Below are 16451 nucleotides of genomic sequence, written 5' to 3'. Positions count from 1 at the left end.
GAACAGGCCGTCCACCGCCCCGGCGCGGCGCCGCGCCGCCGCACGTTCGGCCTCCGCCGGGCGCGTCCACCCGGGGGCGTCGGCGGCCCCGGGCTCCGGCGGGTGCGCCCGCCCGGCGGGCCCGGTGTGCTCGGCGTCCGCGGGATGGGCCTGCCCGGCCCGAACCTCCGGAGCCTCCTCGCCCCGGTCCGCCGCACCGGCCAGGGCGGCCGCCACCGCCCGCTGCACCTTCGCCGTCAGCGCCTCCTCGCCGCCGAAGTACCGGCTCGGGCCCTTCATCGGGATCGCGCACAGACCCGGGCGCAGCACCTCCACCCGGGGCGTGAACGCCTCGACCGCCGCGACCACCGGTTCGAACCGCCGGGCCTCCGCCTCCGGGTCCCGCTCCCGCAGCTCCAGCGCGGGGCAGAGCCGCTGGGCCAGCTTGAGCCGCTGCCCCTGCCGCACACCGGCCGACCGCGCCGCCTCCGAGCAGGCCAGGACCCGCCCGCCGGCGACCACCGCCACCGGGACGTCGCCGCCGCCCGTGCTCCCTTCGACGGCCACCACCGGCCAGTCCGGGCACCAGACCACCAGCACCCGCGGCGTCCCGGGGGTCCCGGCTGCCGCAGGTGTTCCGGACGCTCCGGGCGCTCCGGGCGCTCCACCGTCGGTCATCTCACACCACCGCCATTCGGTCGAGGTCCGCCCCGACCCCCGACGTCACGTCCTCCCCCGCCTCGGCGGCCTCGGCCACCGCCCGCACCTCGCCGTGCTCGTCCGGCAGCCAGAGCCGGACGGTGCGCCCGCGCACCGCCGAGCCACGCCCCTCCACCGCCACCTCCACCTGCCGCCCGGTGAGCTGGCCGTGCCCGTCACCCAGCCCGAACCAGCGGCCGGAGCGCACCTCCAGCCGCAGCCCCGCCCCCGGCCACGGCCCGGCCACCAGCAGCACGCAGCCACTGCGCCGCAGCACGGCCGCCAGCCGGGCGGCCGGCTTGGGTGCCACCGGCCCGTCCGGACGCAGCATGATCAGCTCGACCGCCCCGGCCAGCACCGACACCACCTCGGCCCAGTGCGGCCCGGGGTCGTCCGCCACCAGCAGTCGCCGCAGGTCCAGCCCGTACCCGGCGGCCGCGGCGAGCCCGAGATCGGGCAGTCCGACCGCGGCCGCCCAGCCGCCGTCCGACCCGCGTGCCCCGGCGGCCAGCGCGAGCAGCAGCCCGGTGTCCCCGGCCCCCACCGACACCGCCGTCCCCCGCCGGAGCCCGCCCTCCGGCAGCACCGCACCCAGCGCGGGCAGCACCGGCAGCAGCCCGCGCCGACCGTCGACCGCCTCGGTGCCGGTAGCGGCACCGAGGGCAGCCGCGGGCACCACCGGGCGGAGCGGCTGCCGCTCGGCGGTGGATTCGAAAACAGATTCGAAAACGGGCACACCCCCAGGATCGAACATTCGTTCGCAAAGATTCAAGTCTGCTTGGTCCACCCCAACGGTCACTCTCCGTGTTGCCCATCGCTCGGGGCCGCCCCGGCCGGCCCCGGACCGCCGCGGACCGCCCCGGGGGCGATCGCCCAGGTCGGCACGGGTACCCCCTCGCGGCGCGGGCGCCGCCCTCCCGGCACGGCGGGGTCCGGGCACCTCACGGAACGGCCGTGTCACAACTCGCCGGGCTACCTCGTCATAGGAGTGCAAGCCGCCGGACACCGACTTTGGAGCGCGTCATGGAAGCACGCCTGAACCCCTTCACCAACCCGGTCCTGGGCAAGGTCTTCAAGCACATCATCGCCGCGGGCAAGGTGCTCGAAGGCTCGACCCTGCCGGCCGCGACGCAGGAGCTGGTGAAGCTCCGCGCCAGCCAGATCAACGGCTGCGGCTTCTGCACCGACATGCACTTCAAGGACGCCGTGCACGCCGGAGAGTCCCCGGAGCGCCTCAACCTGGTCGCGGCCTGGCGCGAGGCCACGGTGTTCACCGAGGCCGAGCGCGCCGCCCTGGAACTCGCCGAGGAGGCCACCCGCATCGCCGATGCGGCCGGTGGCGTCTCCGACCGGGTCTGGACGAACGCCGCCCAGCACTATGACGAGGACCAGCTCGGCGCCCTGGTCGGAGTGATCACCGTCATCAACGCCTTCAACCGCGGGAACGTCATGCTCCAGATGCCCGCCGGCGACTACCGGCCCGGCCAGTTCGCCTGAGCGGGAACACTGCCCGGGACGGCCGGAGCCGGCCCGGACCGGGGCCACCGACGAGGCGGACACCCGCGCACCCGACGGGCGCGAGGTGTCCGCCTCGCCGCCTTCGCGAGCCCGGCTCCGCGACCGACGTCTTCGCCAACCGGGCGTGACCGCCGTCATATTGATGGCGCGTCACATCCCGTCGGCGCACGTCGTCTCCCTGGCACACGAGGAAGCGACCCGCTCGACCGAGGAGGACGCACCATGGAGACCATGACCGTCGAACGCGTCATCGACGCCCCCATCGACGACGCGTTCCGCTGGCTCACCACGACCACCAACTACACGGCCTCGCCGCTGGTGCTGCGCTGCCGCCTCGCCCGGCGCGGCAGCGGGGCGCCCTACGGCGTCGGCGCCGTCCGCAACCACCTGTGGCTCATCGGCTGGTTCAGCGAGCGCATCACCCACTACGACCCCCCGTACGCCACCGAGTACGTCGTCGACCGGAGCCTGCCGCCGTCCCGTCACGAACTCGGCCGGATGACCTTCACGGAGGTCGACGGCGGCACCCACGTCCGGTGGACCACCCGCGCCGAGGTCGGCGTCCCGCTGCTCGGCGGCCCGCTCACCCGGTTGTTCGCCCGGCCGGTCATCACCCGCACGTTCCGGGGCATCCTCGACGCCGCCGCCACCGCGCTGACCACGCCTCCCGGCCGGACCCCGCCGCGGCACTGACCGCCCGTCGGCCGGAGGCGGGGTGGCAGACTGGTCCCATGATCGGACCGGACTTCAAGAAGGACCTTCAGATCTATCTGCAGGACGCCCGGGACACCCTGCTCTGGAAGCTCGACGGGCTGTCGGAGTACGACATCCGCCGCCCGATGACGCCGACCGGCACCAACCTGCTGGGGCTGGTCAAGCACGCGACCGGCGCCGAGGCCCTCTACTTCGGAGCCACCTTCGGGCGGCCGTTCGCCGGAACGCCCCTGTGGATCACCGGCGACGCCGAGCCGAACGCCGACCTCTGGGCGACCCCCGAGGAGACCCGGGAGCAGATCGTCGACCGGTACCGCGCGGCATGGGTCCACGCGGACGCGACGATCGGGTCACTCCCGCTGGACGCCGTCGGCCGGGTGCCCTTCGGCAACCGGAGCGAACTGACGCTCCACCGGGTCCTGGTCCACATGATCGCGGAGATCCAACGCCACGCCGGCCACGCGGACATCGTCCGGGAACAGCTCGACGGGACCACCGGCCTGCGCGACGGGGACGGGAACATGGCCCCCGGCGACCGCCCCCAGTGGGAGGAGCACCACACCCGAGTCGAACAAGCAGCCCGCACGGCCGCCCAGCCCACCTGACCCCCCGAACGGGCCTCAGCCCGCGCCGTCCGTGCCGTGGTACTCGCTCGGCATGGAGCTGTGGTGTTCCACGGGCCGTTCGGTGCCGACTCTCGCCCACCACCAGTACGCGAGGCCGGCCACGGCGACGAGGCCGACCGGAATCAGGACCACCAGAATCCATTCGAGCATGCCGTCTCCCCTCCCCCGGCGGCCGACCCGGCGTGCCGCCCCCGGGAAGCGTAGGCCCACGCGCGCCACGGGGTGGCCGGCGGCGCGGCGGGGCCGCGTTGACCTGTCCCTGACCGGGACCCTAGGGTCTGGCCTGTGCAGCGATACAACTGGCTGAAGACGATTCAGCGGATGGACCCGGAGACCGAGTTCACCGAGATCTACCGGATCAGCAGCTGGTACGAGTTCCCGTGGGACACCACCCAGTCGCTCAGCTTCGCGCTCTACCGCACCTACGCCGTCCCGAGCATCGGCCGACTGCTCGCGCGGACCGGCGAGTTCACCCGCCGCGCGCAGAAGCGCTACGACGACACCGTGCTGATCCTGGAGGCCGTGGTCGAGCACGGCTTCGCCTCGGAGCAGGGCCGGGAGGCGATCCGGCGGATGAACCGGATGCACCACCGGTACGACATCTCCAACGAGGACTTCCTGTACGTGCTCGCCACCTTCGTCGTGGTACCCAAGCGCTGGCTGGACGACTACGGCTGGCGCCCGTACTCCGAGCACGAGGTGCGGGCCACCACCAACTACTACCGCGAACTGGGCCGCCACATGGGCCTGAGCGACATCCCGGAGACGTACGACGCGTTCGAGCGGCTGCTGGACGGCTACGAGCGCGCCCACTTCGGCCACGACCGGGGCGGCCGGGAGGTCTCCGACGCCACCCTCGGCCTGATGGCCTCCTGGTACCCGGCCCCGCTGCGGCCCTCGATGCGGGTGTCCTCGATCTGCCTGCTCGACGATCCGCTGCGCGAGGCCTTCGGGTACTCCCGGCCCCCGGCCGCGCTCCGGTACGCCGTCCGCTCCGGCATGCGGCTGCGCGGGCGGCTCGTCCGCCTCCTGCCGCCGCGCCGCTCCCCGCGCCTGGCCCGCGACGGCCGGCAGGTGCGCAGTTACCCGGGCGGGTACCGGATCGCCGAGCTCGGCACCTTCGAGGACGGCGCCACCGGGCACGGCGCCTCCGGGGACGCCGCCGCGCCCCGGGGCGGCTGCCCCTTCCCGCCCGCCGCGACCGGGCCGGCCGGGGGCACGGACCCGGCCGGGGGCTGACCGCCCGCCGCACCCGCTCCGCCCCGGACCGGCGCCCTCACTCGGGGACGACGAGGGTGTTCTGGCAGGCCGTCAGGAGCCAGCGACCGTCCTCCTTGGCCATCACGTACAGCGGGCTGCCCTCCTCGCCGACCTGTTCGCCGGCGAGGGTGAGGTAGCGCTGGCGGACCTTGACCGCGGCCACGTCGGGGCGGACGAAGAGGACGTGCACCACCTCGTACTCGGCGGTGTTCCCGGAGCCGAGGAAGGCACCCGGGAGCACCGTGCGGGTGAACGCGGCGATCTCGTCCCGCCCGGTGAGGCGCTTGCCGTGGCCGGTGGTCCAGATCGCGTCCTCGCGGAAGAGACTGACGAACTCCGCCACGAGTTCGTTGACCTGGGCGTACTGGAGGGCGGCGACGACCCGCCCGACGGCCTCGGTCTCAACGGCGATGTCGGCCTCGGCGCCGATCCGGGCATCGGCCTCGACGGCCGTGGTGTTCGTGTTCATGATGACCATGATTGACCTTCAAGCCGACTTGAGGTCAAGCTTTTTGGGCCGCCGGCTCCACCCCAGCCCCGACCTGCCCGGCGCTCGCGCCGTGGGCGGTGACGGCGGTCAGGGGCAGGGCGACGTGGCCGACGCCGGTGCCGAGCCGGGTGAGCGCGGTGGCGGTGAACAGGGTACGGAAGCCGGGTGTCCGCCAGAGTGATCCGGCGCTCCCGGTCCGTTCGTCCGGTCGGCGGGCACGGCGGGCCGGGCGGGCACGGCGGGCACGGGGGTCGCCCGGGCGTCCGGGGCGGCCGGGGCGGCCGTGACCGCCCGTTCCCGGGTCGGCCGCGGACGGGTCAGGAGGACCCCGGCCAGCACCACGGCCATTCCCGTGACACCCCTCGCGCTCAACGGCTCGTCGAGCACGAGCGCGCCGAGCCCGGTGGAGACGACCGGCAGCAGGTAGCCGACGGTGGCGGCCGCGGTGGCGCCCTCGGTGGCGATGAGCCGGTAGTTGAGGTGGAAGGTGAGCCCGGTGGAGAGCACCCCGAGCACGGTCACCGCCGCGAGCGCCCGGACGTTGAACCCGTCGGTGGCACCGGCGGCGGCCGGCAGCGCCAGCGAGCCGAGCCCGGCCGCCACGGTGAGCTGGGCGGCGGAGAGGGCGAGCGGGGCGGTACCGGTGCCGGTGAGCACGCGGCCCATGTAGGTGAACGCCACCGCGTAGCTCGCGGCCGCGCCCAGCAGGGCGAGCACGCCCCAGCCGGGGGCGCCGCCGTGCTGGTGCGCCGGCCCCGCGTCGCCCTGCCACGGCGAGAAGATCACCAGCACCCCCGCGAAGCCGAGCAGCAGACCGCCGAGGCGCCTCGGGTGCCACCCGCGTTCCGTCCCGAGCGCCAGGCCGATCAGCAGCGACCAGAGCGGGGTCGTCGCGTTGAGCACCCCGGCGGGCCCCGAGCCGACGGTCCGCATGCCCAGGGCGGCCAGGAAGAAGGGCAGCACGTTGCAGAACAGGGCGGCCACGGCGAGCCGGAGCCAGACCGCGGCGCCGCGCGGCAGCCGCTGCCGGGCGGAGCGGGCGAGGAGCAGCAGCACCGCGGCCCCGAGGGCGGAGCGCAGCACGGTGATCTGGAGCGGGGTCAGCCCGTTCCGGAGCGCGAGTTCGGTCCACAGGAAGCCCGATCCCCAGAGCAGGGCGAGCACGGCCATCCGCAGCACGGGACACCTGCCTTTCGTCGGTCGGCCTCCCGACCGGGAGGCCGGGAGCGCCGGAAGCGCCGGAAGGAACGCTGCCCGCCCGGATCCGACAGGACAAGTGAAAAGTTCTTCAGTACGTTTAAGCTGGACTACATGCTCGATGTGCGACGTCTGCAGGTGCTCCGCGCCGTGGTCACCGGCGGCTCGGTGAGCGCGGCCGCCACCGCGCTCGGCTACACGCCGTCCGCCGTCAGCCAGCAGGTGGCGGCGCTGGAGAAGCAGACCGGGACGGCGCTGCTCGAACGCGCCGGGCGCGGCGTGCGGCCGACCGCCGCCGGACGGCTGCTCGCCGAGCACGCCGCCGTCATCGAACGGCAGGTGGCCGAGGCCGGCACGGCGCTCGCCGACCTGCTGGCCGGGCGCAGCGGCTCCCTGACGGTCCGCTACTTCGCCACGGCGGGAGCCGCCCTGGTGGCGCCCGCCGTCGCGGCCTTCCGCCGCGAGCACCCGGGGGTGCGGCTCGACCTGGGGATGACCGACCCCGAGGACCCGCTGGAGGACGTCCTCCGGGGGCGGGCGGATGTGGCGGTGGTGGTCCGGCCGCACGGGGGCGAGCACCCCGGGCTGCGCCTCGTCCCCCTGCTCGACGACCCGTACCGCGCCGTCCTGCCGAGGGGCCACCGGCTCGGTGCGAGGCGCGTCCTCGACCTGGCCGACCTGGCCGGTGAGCCCTGGGTCGGCAGCGAGCGGACCGGCCCCTGCCTCGACACCGTCCTGGACGCCTGCGCCGAGGCCGGGTTCCGCCCCGGCTTCGCGGTGGACAGCGAGGACTACCCGACCGCCCAGGGCTTCGTCGCGGCCGGGCTCGGGGTGGCCCTGGTCCCGCTCCTGGGCCTCGCCCGGCGCCACCCCGGTGTGATCGTCCGCAGGCTCCGCGCCCCGGAGCCGGTCCGCGCCGTGCACGCCGCCGTCCGCACCACCGCCTGGGGGCAGCCCGCCCTCGCCCAGCTGCTCGCCTCCCTCCGGGAGGCGGCCCGGGCGGCACGGGGCTGACCGGTGGCACGAGCGCCCTGGACGCACTTGTCAGGGCCACGCCATCAACTCGGTGCAGGGGTCTCCCCGGGCGGTCCGACCGTCATTTAGGCTGGTGAGGTGCTCATACTCGTTCGCCGTCGCCACGTGGACCTGCTCCGCGTGACGAGCATGTCCTGTCGACGCTCCAGCTGAACCTCGCGCCTCCCACCCTCATGCGCGGCCCCAGGCGGCCGCGTCCCCCCTCCTGACCCCCGGAGCACCCGCCGCACCAGGCGCGGCCCCGGCATCCCCGGTCGACCACCGGGACAGGCCAGGACGAGACCCAGCGGATGTCACCCATGACGCAGCAGCACTCCTCCAGCACCCCCTCCGCCGCCCCCGCGGACGCCCTCCCGGTGATCGACCTCTCGCTCGCCGGCGGCAGCGCCGACGACCGGCTCCGCCTGCACGACGACCTGCGGAAGGCGGCCACCGGCGTCGGCTTCTTCCAGCTCGTCGGCCACGGCGTCACCCCGGCCGAGACGGCCGCCCTGATCGACGCGATGCGGGCGTTCTTCGCCCTGCCAGAGGCCGACCGGCTCGCCGTGAGCAACCTCAACTCCCCGCACTTCCGCGGTTACACCCGCACCGGGCACGAGCTCACCGGCGGCAGCCAGGACTGGCGGGACCAGCTGGACATCGGGGCCGAGCTGCCCCCGCACGTCCCGGAGCGGGGCGAGCCCCCGTACTGGTGGCTGGAGGGCCCGAACCAGTGGCCCGCCGCGCTCCCCGAGCTGCGGACCGCCGCGCTCGGCTGGATCGACCGCCTCGGCGCGGTCGCCCAGCGGCTGCTGCACGAACTCCTCGCCTCGATCGGCGCCGCTCCCGACTTCTACGACTACGCCTTCGCCGGCCACCCGCACCTGCGGCTGAAGCTGGTCCGCTACCCCGGCACCGCGCCCGACGGCGCCGGCCAGGGCGTCGGCGCGCACAAGGACTACGGCTTCATCACCCTCCTGCTCCAGGACACCGTCGGTGGCCTCCAGGTCGAGCGCGCGGACGGCAGCTTCCTGGAGGTGCCGCCGATGGAGGGCGCCTTCGTGGTCAACCTGGGCGAGCTGCTGGAGGTCGCCACCGACGGCTACCTCAAGGCCACCAACCACCGCGTGGTCAGCCCGGCCGGCGCCCGCGAGCGCTTCTCCATCCCGTTCTTCTACAACCCGCGCCTCGACGCCCACATCGAGCCGCTCGACTTCCCCCTCGCGCACCACGCCCCGGGCGCCACCCAGGACCCGGGCAACCCGCTCTTCGCCGAGTTCGGCCTCAACGAGTGGAAGGGCTACACCCGCGCCCACCCCGAGGTCACCCGCCGCCACCACCCCGACCTCGCCGACGCCGGCTCGCGCTGACCCCCGGCGGGTTCGGCCGCCACGAGGGGGAGGGCTACACCCGCGCCCACCACCCCAGGTCTCGCCGACCACTCGGCGGCACCGGCGGACACGCCCCGGGCCCCGCTCCCGCGCCGACGGCGCCGGGCGGGGCCCGGGGCGTGCCGGGCACCGCCGGTGGACCGGGTCGCCCGGCACTGTCACACTGCTGCTGTCACAGCGGTGGTGCAACAGAGGCGGAGGTGGCGGATGGGGGCGCGGGAGGGTGTCGAGATCCGGCTGACGGTGGACGAGCTGGCGGCGCGGGCGGGAGTGACCGTGCGCACGGTGCGGTTCTACGGGACGAAGGGGCTGCTGCCGCCGCCGGAGCTGGGACCGCGCCGGGTCGGCTGGTACGGGGCGGAGCACCTGGACCGGCTCGGGCTGATCGAGGAGCTGCAGCGGCAGGGCCTGACGCTGGCGGCGATCGAGCGCTACCTGGCCTGGCTGCCGCAGGACAGCACGCCGCTGGACCTGGCCATCCACCGGGCGCTGGTGGCGTCCTGGACGCCGGAGACGGCGGAGGAGCTGAGCCGCGGGCAGCTGGAGCGGCGGGCCGGGCGGGAACTCTCACCCGCGCAGCTGGAACGGCTGGCGGCGATGGGCGCGCTGGAGCGGACGCCCGACCCGGAGGCGTTCCGGGTGGACCCGGGGCTGCTGCCGCTCGGGGTGCGGATCCTGGACGTGCCGATCCCGCTGGAGACCCTGCTGGCCGCGCGCGCGGTGGTGCTGGAGCACAGCCGGGCGACGGCGCACGAGTTGCAGCGGCTGTTCCGCGAGACGGTCTGGAAGCCGTACCGGGAGAGCGAGCCCGCGCCGGCCGAGCTGGAGCGGATGAAGGAACTCACCGACCACATCCAGCCGATGGTGGCGCAGGCCCTGGTGACCGCGTTCCAGCGGTCGCTGCGGGAGGAGTTGGGCGAGGCGGCGCGCTCCGTGGAGGACGCCGCCCCGCCCGGCTGACCGACCGGCCGTCAGTCGCCGAAGGTCCGGCCCTCGGCGGCGACCCGCTCCAGCAGGGCCGGCGGCGCGAACCGCTCGCCGTAGGCGGCGGCGAGTTCCCGGGCGCGGGCCGCGAAGCCCGCCGGGCCGCCCTCGTACCCGTTGATGTACTGGAAGACGCCGCCCGTCCAGGCCGGGAAGCCGATGCCGAGGATGGAGCCCACGTTGGCGTCGGCGACCGAGGTCAGCACGCCCTCCTCCAGGCAGCGGACCGAGTCCAGCGCCTCGCTGAAGAGCATCCGCTCCTTGAGGTCCTCGAAGGGGACGGCGCTCCCGGCCGCGCCCTCGGCCGAGGTGAAGTGCTCGCGCAGGCCCGGCCAGAGCCTGCCGCGCCGGCCGTCCTCGCCGTACTCGTAGAAGCCGGCGCCGCCGCTGCGGCCGGGGCGGCCGAACTCGTCGACCATCCGGTCCACCACCGCGTCCGCCGGGTGGGCGGTCCAGCTGCCGCCGGCCTCCTCGACCGCGCGCCGGTACTCGTCGCGGATCTTGCGCGGCAGCGTCAGCGTCAGCTCGTCCAGCAGCGAGAGCACCTTGGCGGGGTAGCCCGCCTGGGCGGCGGCCTGCTCGACGGTGGCCGGGTCGACGCCCTCGCCGACCATCGCCACGCCCTCGTTGATGAACTGGCCGATCACCCGGGAGGTGAAGAAGCCGCGCGAGTCGTTGACCACGATCGGCGTCCGGTCGATCTGCCGGACCAGGTCGAAGGCGCGGGCGAGCGCCTCGTCGCCGGTCTGCGGACCGCGGATGATCTCCACCAGCCGCATCTTGTCGACCGGCGAGAAGAAGTGCAGGCCGATGAAGTCGGCGGTGCGCCCGACGCCCTCGGCGAGCAGGCCGATCGGCAGGGTGGAGGTGTTGGAGCAGAGCAGCGCGTCCGGCGCCACCACGCCCTCGATCTCCTGGAACACCTTCCGCTTGAGCTCGGGGTTCTCGAAGACCGCCTCGATCACCGCGTCGCAGCCGGCCAGGTCGGCGGCCTCGGCGGTGGGGGTGATCCGGGCGAGCAGCTCCTCGCGCTGCGCCTCGGTGGCCCGGCCGCGCGCCACCGCCTTGTCCAGCAGGCCGGCGGAGTACGCCTTCCCGCGCTCGGCGGCCTCGGTGCTGACGTCCTTCAGCAGCACCTCGATGCCGGCCTTGGCACAGGTGTAGGCGATCCCGGCGCCCATCATGCCCGCGCCGAGCACGGCGACCCTGCGCACCGTCCGCCGCTCGACGCCCTGCGGCCGGCCGGCGCCGGAGTTGACCGCCTGCATGTCGAAGAAGAGCGCCTGGATCATGTTCTTGCTGGTCTGCCCGCAGGCCAGCTCGGTGAAGTAGCGGGCCTCGATCACCATCGCGGTGTCGACGTCCACCTGGGCGCCCTCGACCGCCGCCGCCAGCACGTTGCGCGGCGCCGGGTAGGGCGCGCCGGCCAGCTGCTTGCGCAGGTTGGACGGGAAGGCCGGCAGGTTGGCGGCCAGCGCCGGGGTGGCCGGGGTGCCGCCGGGGATCCGGTACCCCTTGACGTCCCAGGGCTGGACGGCGGTCGGGTTGGCCTCGATCCAGGCGCGCGCCCGGGTGGTCAACTCCTCCGGGGTGTCCACCAGTTCGTGGACCAGGCCGTGCTGGAGCGCCTGCTCCGGACGGTACTGGCGGCCCTGCAGGAGCACCTTCAGCAGGGCGTCGGTGATGCCGAAGAGCCGCACCGTGCGAACGACCCCGCCACCACCGGGCAGCAGGCCGAGGGTGACCTCGGGCAGCCCGATCCGGCTGGCCGGGGCGGTCAGCGCGATCCGGTGGTGGCAGGCGAGGGCGATCTCCAGACCGCCGCCGAGCGCGCTGCCGTTGAGGGCGGCGACCACCGGCTTGCCGAGCGTCTCCAGCCGGCGCAGCGCCCGCTTGATCCGCATCGACTTCTCGAAGACGGCGGCGGCGTCCTCGGGGCGGGCGGCGGACAGCATCCGGAGGTCCCCGCCGGCGAAGAAGGTCTTCTTCGCCGAGGTGACCACGACGCCGCGCAGGTCGTCGCCGAGGGCGGCGAGGCGCTCGACGGTGGCGTCGAAGTCGGCCGTGAAGGCCTCGTTCATGGTGTTCACGGACTGGGTGGGATCGTCGAGGACGAGGGTGACCACGCCGTCCTGGTCCTGCTCCCAGCGGATGGTGGTGGTGTCGCTCATGGGGTTGGGGTCTCCTGTGAGGGCCGGGACAAGGGGGGTGCCGCGCGCACCGCGCCACGGGAAGGGGCGGCGGCGGGCCGCCGGAGGCTCAGACGCGCTCGACGACGGTGGCGATGCCCATCCCGCCGCCGACGCAGAGGGTGACCAGGCCGTAGCGCAGCTCGCGGCGCTCCAGCTCGTCGACCAGGGTGCCGAGGAGCATCGCGCCGGTGGCGCCGAGCGGGTGGCCGAGGGCGATCGCGCCGCCGTTGACGTTCACCTGGTCCGGGCGGAAGCCGAGCTCGCGGACGAAGCGCAGGGCGACGGCGGCGAAGGCCTCGTTGATCTCGACCAGGTCGATGTCGGCGGCGGTCAGCCCGGCCTTGGCGAGCGCCTTGCGGGTGGCGGGGGCCGGCCCGGTGAGCATGATCGTGGGCTCGGAGCCGGAGACGGCGGCCGAGACGATCCGGGCGCGCGGGCGCAGGCCGTATCGCTCGCCGATGCCGCGGTTGCCGATCGCGACCAGGGCCGCCCCGTCCACGATGCCGGAGGAGTTGCCGGCGTGGTGCACGTGGTCGATGGCCTCGACCCAGTGGTACTTCTGCAGGGCGACCGCGTCGAAGCCGCCGGCCTCGCCGATGCCGGCGAAGGAGGGCTTGAGGCCGGCCAGGGTCTCCACGGTGGTGCCGGGGCGGATGAACTCGTCGCGGTCCAGCACGACCAGGCCGTTGCGGTCGCGGACCGGGACGACCGAGCGGTCGAACAGGCCGTCGGCCTGGGCCTTGGCGGCCCGGGCCTGCGACTCGGCGGCGAAGGCGTCCACGTCGGTGCGGGAGAGGCCCTCGATGGTGGCGATCAGGTCGGCGCCGATGCCCTGCGGGACGAAGTGGTTCTCGTAGTTGGTCATCGGGTCCATCGCCCAGGCACCGCCGTCGGAGCCCATCCTCACCCGGGACATCGACTCGACGCCGCCGGCCAGGATGAGGTCCTCCCAACCCGAACGGACCTTGGCGGCCGCCAGGTTGACCGCCTCCAGGCCGGAGGCGCAGAAGCGGTTCTCCTGGACGCCGGCCACCGAGTCGGGCAGGCCGGCCGTGATGGCGGCGATCCGGGCGATGTCGGAGCCCTGGTCGCCGATCGGGCTGACCACGCCGAGCACGATGTCGTCGACCGCCGCCGGGTCCAGCTCGGGGAAGCGGCGGCGCAGTTCGTGGATCAGGCCGACGACCAGGTCGATCGGCTTGGTGCCGTGCAGTGAGCCGTTGGCCTTGCCCCGGCCGCGCGGGGTGCGGATCGCGTCGTAGACGTACGCTTCGGTGGTCACGGTGGATTGCCTTTCGGGGGTCTGACCGGGCGGGGGGGGTGGGAGGGTTCGGGGGGCCGGGGCGGGAGTTCCGCGGCCTGGCGGGCGCTTCGCCGGGCGGGCGGGGGGCGGGGACCGGGGTCAGCCCAGCAGGGAGCGCCCGACGATCTCCTTCATGATCTCGGTGGTCCCGCCGTAGATGGTCTGGATCCGGCCGTCGGTGAACGCGCGGGCGACCGGGTACTCGGTCATGTACCCGTAGCCGCCGTGGAGCTGGAGGCAGCGGTCGGCGGTGCGCTTCTGCAGTTCGGTGGCCCACCACTTGGCCATCGAGGCGTCCGCCGGGGTGAGCGCGTAGCGGTTGTGCTCGCTGATGCAGCGGTCCACGAAGGCCCGGGTGACCGCGCACTCGGTGGCCATCTCGGCGATCTCGAACCGGACGTGCTGGAGCTTGGCGAGCGGCCGGCCGAAGGCCTCGCGCTGCTTCACGTACTCGGTGGTGATCTCGACCAGGTAGTCGGCGCCAGCGATCGCGGCGGCCGCGATGGTGAGCCGCTCCTGCGCGAGGTTCCGCATCAGGTAGAGGAAGCCCTGGTGCTCCTCGCCGAGCAGGTTCGCCTTGGGGACGCGGACGTCCTCGAAGAACAACTCGGCGGTGTCCTGGGCCTTCTGGCCGATCTTGTCGAGGTTGCGGCCGCGCTCGAAGCCGGGCGTCCCGCGCTCGACCACCAGCAGGCTCAGCCCGCGCGAACCGCCCTCGGGGGTGGTCCTGGCGACCACGACCACCAGGTCGGCCAGGATGCCGTTGGAGATGAAGGTCTTGGCACCGTTGAGCAGGTAGTGGTCGCCCTGGTCCACGGCGTGGGTGCGGATGCCCTGGAGGTCGGAGCCGGTGCCGGGCTCGGTCATCGCGATGGCGGTGATCAGTTCGCCGCTGCAGAACCCAGGCAGCCAGCGGCGCTTCTGCTCGTCGGTGGCGAGCGAGGTGAGGTACGGGCCGATGATGTCGTTGTGCAGGCCGAGCGCCAGGCCGGAGGCGCCCGCCCGGGCGAACTCCTCGGCGAGCACGGCGGCGTAGCGGAAGTCGGCGGCGCCCCCGCCGCCGTACTCCTCGGGGACGGCGAGCCCGAGCAGCCCCTGCCGGCCGGCGGCCAGCCAGGCGGAGCGGTCCACGATGCCGGCCCGCTCCCAGCGGTCGTAGTGCGGCAGCACCTCCTTGGCGAGGAAGGACCGGACGGTCGCCCGGAAGTCCTCGTGCTCCTCGGTGTAGATGTCGCGTTCCACGGCAAGCTCCTTAACGGGCCTCGGAGCCCAGGGAATTCGGCGAATCCGGGGAATCCGGGGACTCGGGGGCGTCCGGGGAATCCGGGACGGCCCGGTCGGCAGGGACAGCGGGCTCAGCGGGCTCAGCGGGTGAGCCCGGCGGGGCCAGCAGGGCGGGCACACCCCAGTCGCGGGCCACCTCGTCGGTGTCGGCGCCCGGCCGGGCCGGCGGGCGGCGCAGCGTGCCGGGGGTGGCGGAGAACCGGGGCGCCGGCGCCGGCTGGGTGACGCCGTCCGCCTCGACGTACGTCCCCCGGGCCACCAGGTGCCCGTACGAGGCAGCCTGACGCATCGTCAGGACCGGTTCCACGCAGGCGTCGGAACCGGCGAAGACGGCCTCCCACTCGGCGCGGGTACGGGTGGCGAAGCGGGCCGAGATCCGCGCCCGCAGTTCGGGCCAGCGGGCCACCTCATACTGGCCCGGGGCGTCCGGACCGAGCTCCAGCAGCCGGGCGAACTCGGCGTAGAACCGCGGCTCCAGTGCGCCGACGGCGAGGTCGCCGCCGTCCTTGGCCCGGTACACGGCGTAGCAGGGCGCACCGCCGTCGAGCAGGTTCACACCGCGCCGGTCCTGCCACTGCCCGGCCGCGAGCAGCCCCCAGAGCACGGTGGTGAGGTGGGCGGCGCCGTCCACGATGGCGGCGTCGACGACCTGGCCGGCGCCGGTCGCACCGGCGTGGTGGAGGGCCGCGAGCAGACCGACGACCAGGTAGAGCGAGCCGCCGGCGTAGTCGCCGAGCAGGTTGGCGGGGACGGCGGGCGGCTGCTCGGGCGATCCGATCAGGCCGAGCACCCCGGCCACCGCCGCGTACCCGATGTCGTGGCCGGCCCGGGCGGCCAGCGGTCCGTCCTGACCCCAGCCGGTCATCCGGCCGTAGACCAGGGCGGGGTTGCGGGCGAGACAGGCCTCGGGGCCGACGCCGAGGCGTTCGGCGACTCCGGGGCGGTAGCCCTCGATCAGCAGGTGGGCGCGTTCGACCAGGTCGAGCACCCGCGCGGGCCCGCCGGGGGACTTGAGGTCGACCAGCACCGAGCGCTTGTTGCGGTTGGTGACGTCGTAGGCCGGGTCCTGGGAGAGCGGTGAGGGGTCGGGCCGGTCCACCCGGACCACGTCGGCCCCGAGGTCGGCCAGCAGCATGCCCGCGAAGGGCCCGGGGCCGATCCCCGCGAGCTCGACCACCCGGACCCCGGCCAGCGGGCCGGGACTGCTCGGGTCACGCACTGGCGACCGCCCCCTCGGGGTTTGACAGTAAAGCTGTAACACTCGCGATGATAGGGAAGCGACCCGCCGGTAACAAGACCCTTCACCCGTCGACACGGCCCGCCGAATCCCTGACACGGCGGGCGCAACCGGGGTGACGGAGGGTGCGTCGGTACACCTACGGGGCGGGCCTGTACGGTCGCCCTGTTGTCGGAGTGGCTCTGATCTCTCGTCAGAGGAAGGGAAGCAGAGGCGACCTCAGCAAGAACTACTCCGCGGGTGAGGAGCAGCTCACGTCCATGATCGAGTACAAGGCGGTGCTGTCGGGCGTCTCCCACCGGGACGTCGACGCCACCGGCGGCGTGACCCAACAGCTCATGGAGGGCGTCACCCAGAACCACTCGACGGCGATCGACCGCACCTACAACGGTGCGCTCGGCAGGGGGTGAGGACGCCATGACGGCCGAACAGGACCGCGCGGACGGGAGCACGGACCGGACCGCGGGCGCGCTGCGCCGCACCGACGAGGCCCTCACCCGGCGCGGCTTCACCACCCGGCGGCCGCGCCTGCGGGCGGCGGCCGTGATCGTGGCGATCACGGC

Annotated in this window: 16 protein-coding genes and 1 pseudogene; 8 read left to right on the top strand and 9 right to left on the bottom strand. The window is 74.3% G+C overall.

Annotation, left to right across the window (positions count from 1 at the left end):
* Together ACFWA9_RS32200 and ACFWA9_RS32195 are read right to left on the bottom strand one after the other, a co-directional pair.
* Positions 1-657, bottom strand: a pseudogene (locus ACFWA9_RS32200) (hypothetical protein); the annotation flags it as partial.
* A gap of 1 nt (position 658) precedes the next feature.
* Entirely contained in the window at positions 659-1414 is a 756-nt protein-coding gene (locus ACFWA9_RS32195; RefSeq protein ID WP_380391879.1) for a hypothetical protein, read from the bottom strand.
* A gap of 287 nt (positions 1415-1701) precedes the next feature.
* On the opposite strand from ACFWA9_RS32195, the gene ACFWA9_RS32190 reads away from it, so the two are divergent.
* The 3 genes from ACFWA9_RS32190 (at position 1702) to ACFWA9_RS32180 (ending at position 3515) form a co-directional block, all read left to right on the top strand.
* On the top strand, positions 1702-2175 hold the full coding sequence (locus ACFWA9_RS32190; protein WP_352296581.1) for a carboxymuconolactone decarboxylase family protein: 474 nt from the start codon (positions 1702-1704) through the stop codon (positions 2173-2175).
* Between the two features lie 243 nt (positions 2176-2418).
* Positions 2419-2889 carry an SRPBCC family protein gene (locus ACFWA9_RS32185; RefSeq protein WP_380391876.1) on the top strand — a complete coding sequence of 157 codons (471 nt, stop codon included), beginning with the start codon at positions 2419-2421 and terminating at the stop codon, positions 2887-2889.
* A 38-nt stretch (positions 2890-2927) separates the two neighbouring features.
* Positions 2928-3515, top strand: a complete 588-nt coding sequence (locus tag ACFWA9_RS32180) for a DinB family protein (protein WP_380391873.1) — start codon at positions 2928-2930, stop codon at positions 3513-3515.
* Positions 3516-3530: 15 nt separating this feature from the next.
* On the opposite strand, the gene ACFWA9_RS32175 is transcribed toward ACFWA9_RS32180, so the two are convergent.
* Complete coding sequence (locus ACFWA9_RS32175) at positions 3531-3686, bottom strand: hypothetical protein (RefSeq protein ID WP_380391870.1); 156 nt, start codon at positions 3684-3686, stop codon at positions 3531-3533.
* Positions 3687-3821: 135 nt separating this feature from the next.
* On the opposite strand from ACFWA9_RS32175, the gene ACFWA9_RS32170 reads away from it, so the two are divergent.
* On the top strand, positions 3822-4775 hold the full coding sequence (locus ACFWA9_RS32170; RefSeq protein ID WP_380391867.1) for an oxygenase MpaB family protein: 954 nt from the start codon (positions 3822-3824) through the stop codon (positions 4773-4775).
* A gap of 37 nt (positions 4776-4812) precedes the next feature.
* Here the strand turns inward: ACFWA9_RS32170 and ACFWA9_RS32165 are convergent, their stop codons facing one another.
* A complete protein-coding gene (locus ACFWA9_RS32165; RefSeq protein ID WP_380391864.1) occupies positions 4813-5265 on the bottom strand; it encodes an SgcJ/EcaC family oxidoreductase in 453 nt (150 codons plus the stop codon).
* A gap of 108 nt (positions 5266-5373) precedes the next feature.
* A complete protein-coding gene (locus tag ACFWA9_RS32160) occupies positions 5374-6456 on the bottom strand; it encodes a DMT family transporter (RefSeq protein WP_380391882.1) in 1083 nt (360 codons plus the stop codon).
* A 141-nt stretch (positions 6457-6597) separates the two neighbouring features.
* On the opposite strand from ACFWA9_RS32160, the gene ACFWA9_RS32155 reads away from it, so the two are divergent.
* The 3 genes from ACFWA9_RS32155 (at position 6598) to ACFWA9_RS32145 (ending at position 9848) form a co-directional block, all read left to right on the top strand.
* Positions 6598-7497 carry a LysR substrate-binding domain-containing protein gene (locus tag ACFWA9_RS32155; protein WP_380391862.1) on the top strand — a complete coding sequence of 300 codons (900 nt, stop codon included), beginning with the start codon at positions 6598-6600 and terminating at the stop codon, positions 7495-7497.
* A 320-nt stretch (positions 7498-7817) separates the two neighbouring features.
* Complete coding sequence (locus ACFWA9_RS32150) at positions 7818-8867, top strand: isopenicillin N synthase family dioxygenase (RefSeq protein WP_380391859.1); 1050 nt, start codon at positions 7818-7820, stop codon at positions 8865-8867.
* A 228-nt stretch (positions 8868-9095) separates the two neighbouring features.
* A complete protein-coding gene (locus ACFWA9_RS32145) occupies positions 9096-9848 on the top strand; it encodes a MerR family transcriptional regulator (protein WP_352296559.1) in 753 nt (250 codons plus the stop codon).
* 11 nt (positions 9849-9859) lie between these two features.
* On the opposite strand, the gene ACFWA9_RS32140 is transcribed toward ACFWA9_RS32145, so the two are convergent.
* From ACFWA9_RS32140 to ACFWA9_RS32125, 4 genes are all read right to left on the bottom strand, one after another.
* Positions 9860-12043, bottom strand: a complete 2184-nt coding sequence (locus ACFWA9_RS32140; RefSeq protein ID WP_380391856.1) for a 3-hydroxyacyl-CoA dehydrogenase NAD-binding domain-containing protein — start codon at positions 12041-12043, stop codon at positions 9860-9862.
* An 88-nt stretch (positions 12044-12131) separates the two neighbouring features.
* Complete coding sequence (locus tag ACFWA9_RS32135; RefSeq protein ID WP_329487055.1) at positions 12132-13346, bottom strand: acetyl-CoA C-acetyltransferase; 1215 nt, start codon at positions 13344-13346, stop codon at positions 12132-12134.
* A 120-nt stretch (positions 13347-13466) separates the two neighbouring features.
* Positions 13467-14609: an acyl-CoA dehydrogenase family protein gene (locus ACFWA9_RS32130; protein WP_380391853.1), complete on the bottom strand. Its 1143-nt coding sequence runs from the start codon at positions 14607-14609 to the stop codon at positions 13467-13469.
* 10 nt (positions 14610-14619) lie between these two features.
* Complete coding sequence (locus tag ACFWA9_RS32125; protein WP_380391850.1) at positions 14620-15870, bottom strand: CoA transferase; 1251 nt, start codon at positions 15868-15870, stop codon at positions 14620-14622.
* A gap of 278 nt (positions 15871-16148) precedes the next feature.
* Here ACFWA9_RS32125 and ACFWA9_RS32120 point away from each other — a divergent pair, with 278 nt between their 5' ends.
* The gene (locus tag ACFWA9_RS32120; protein ID WP_380391848.1) at positions 16149-16298 is read left to right on the top strand and encodes a hypothetical protein; all 150 of its coding nucleotides are present in this window, start codon (positions 16149-16151) and stop codon (positions 16296-16298) included.
* Positions 16299-16451 lie beyond the last annotated feature (153 nt).

This window comes from Kitasatospora sp. NPDC059973, from assembly GCF_042737525.1.
Taxonomy (GTDB): domain Bacteria; phylum Actinomycetota; class Actinomycetes; order Streptomycetales; family Streptomycetaceae; genus Kitasatospora.
The sequence above is the reverse complement of the archived record's forward strand: the minus strand, read 5'-3'. Positions and strand labels throughout refer to the sequence as shown.

Coding starts and splice junctions, on each gene's coding strand:
- ACFWA9_RS32190 (WP_352296581.1), top strand. CDS start 1,702: ATGGAAGCACGCCTGAACCCCTTCACCAACCCGGTCCTGGGCAAGGTC.
- ACFWA9_RS32185 (WP_380391876.1), top strand. CDS start 2,419: ATGGAGACCATGACCGTCGAACGCGTCATCGACGCCCCCATCGACGAC.
- ACFWA9_RS32180 (WP_380391873.1), top strand. CDS start 2,928: ATGATCGGACCGGACTTCAAGAAGGACCTTCAGATCTATCTGCAGGAC.
- ACFWA9_RS32175 (WP_380391870.1), bottom strand. CDS start 3,686: ATGCTCGAATGGATTCTGGTGGTCCTGATTCCGGTCGGCCTCGTCGCC.
- ACFWA9_RS32165 (WP_380391864.1), bottom strand. CDS start 5,265: ATGAACACGAACACCACGGCCGTCGAGGCCGATGCCCGGATCGGCGCC.
- ACFWA9_RS32160 (WP_380391882.1), bottom strand. CDS start 6,456: ATGGCCGTGCTCGCCCTGCTCTGGGGATCGGGCTTCCTGTGGACCGAA.
- ACFWA9_RS32155 (WP_380391862.1), top strand. CDS start 6,598: ATGCTCGATGTGCGACGTCTGCAGGTGCTCCGCGCCGTGGTCACCGGC.
- ACFWA9_RS32150 (WP_380391859.1), top strand. CDS start 7,818: ATGACGCAGCAGCACTCCTCCAGCACCCCCTCCGCCGCCCCCGCGGAC.
- ACFWA9_RS32145 (WP_352296559.1), top strand. CDS start 9,096: ATGGGGGCGCGGGAGGGTGTCGAGATCCGGCTGACGGTGGACGAGCTG.
- ACFWA9_RS32140 (WP_380391856.1), bottom strand. CDS start 12,043: ATGAGCGACACCACCACCATCCGCTGGGAGCAGGACCAGGACGGCGTG.
- ACFWA9_RS32120 (WP_380391848.1), top strand. CDS start 16,149: ATGATCGAGTACAAGGCGGTGCTGTCGGGCGTCTCCCACCGGGACGTC.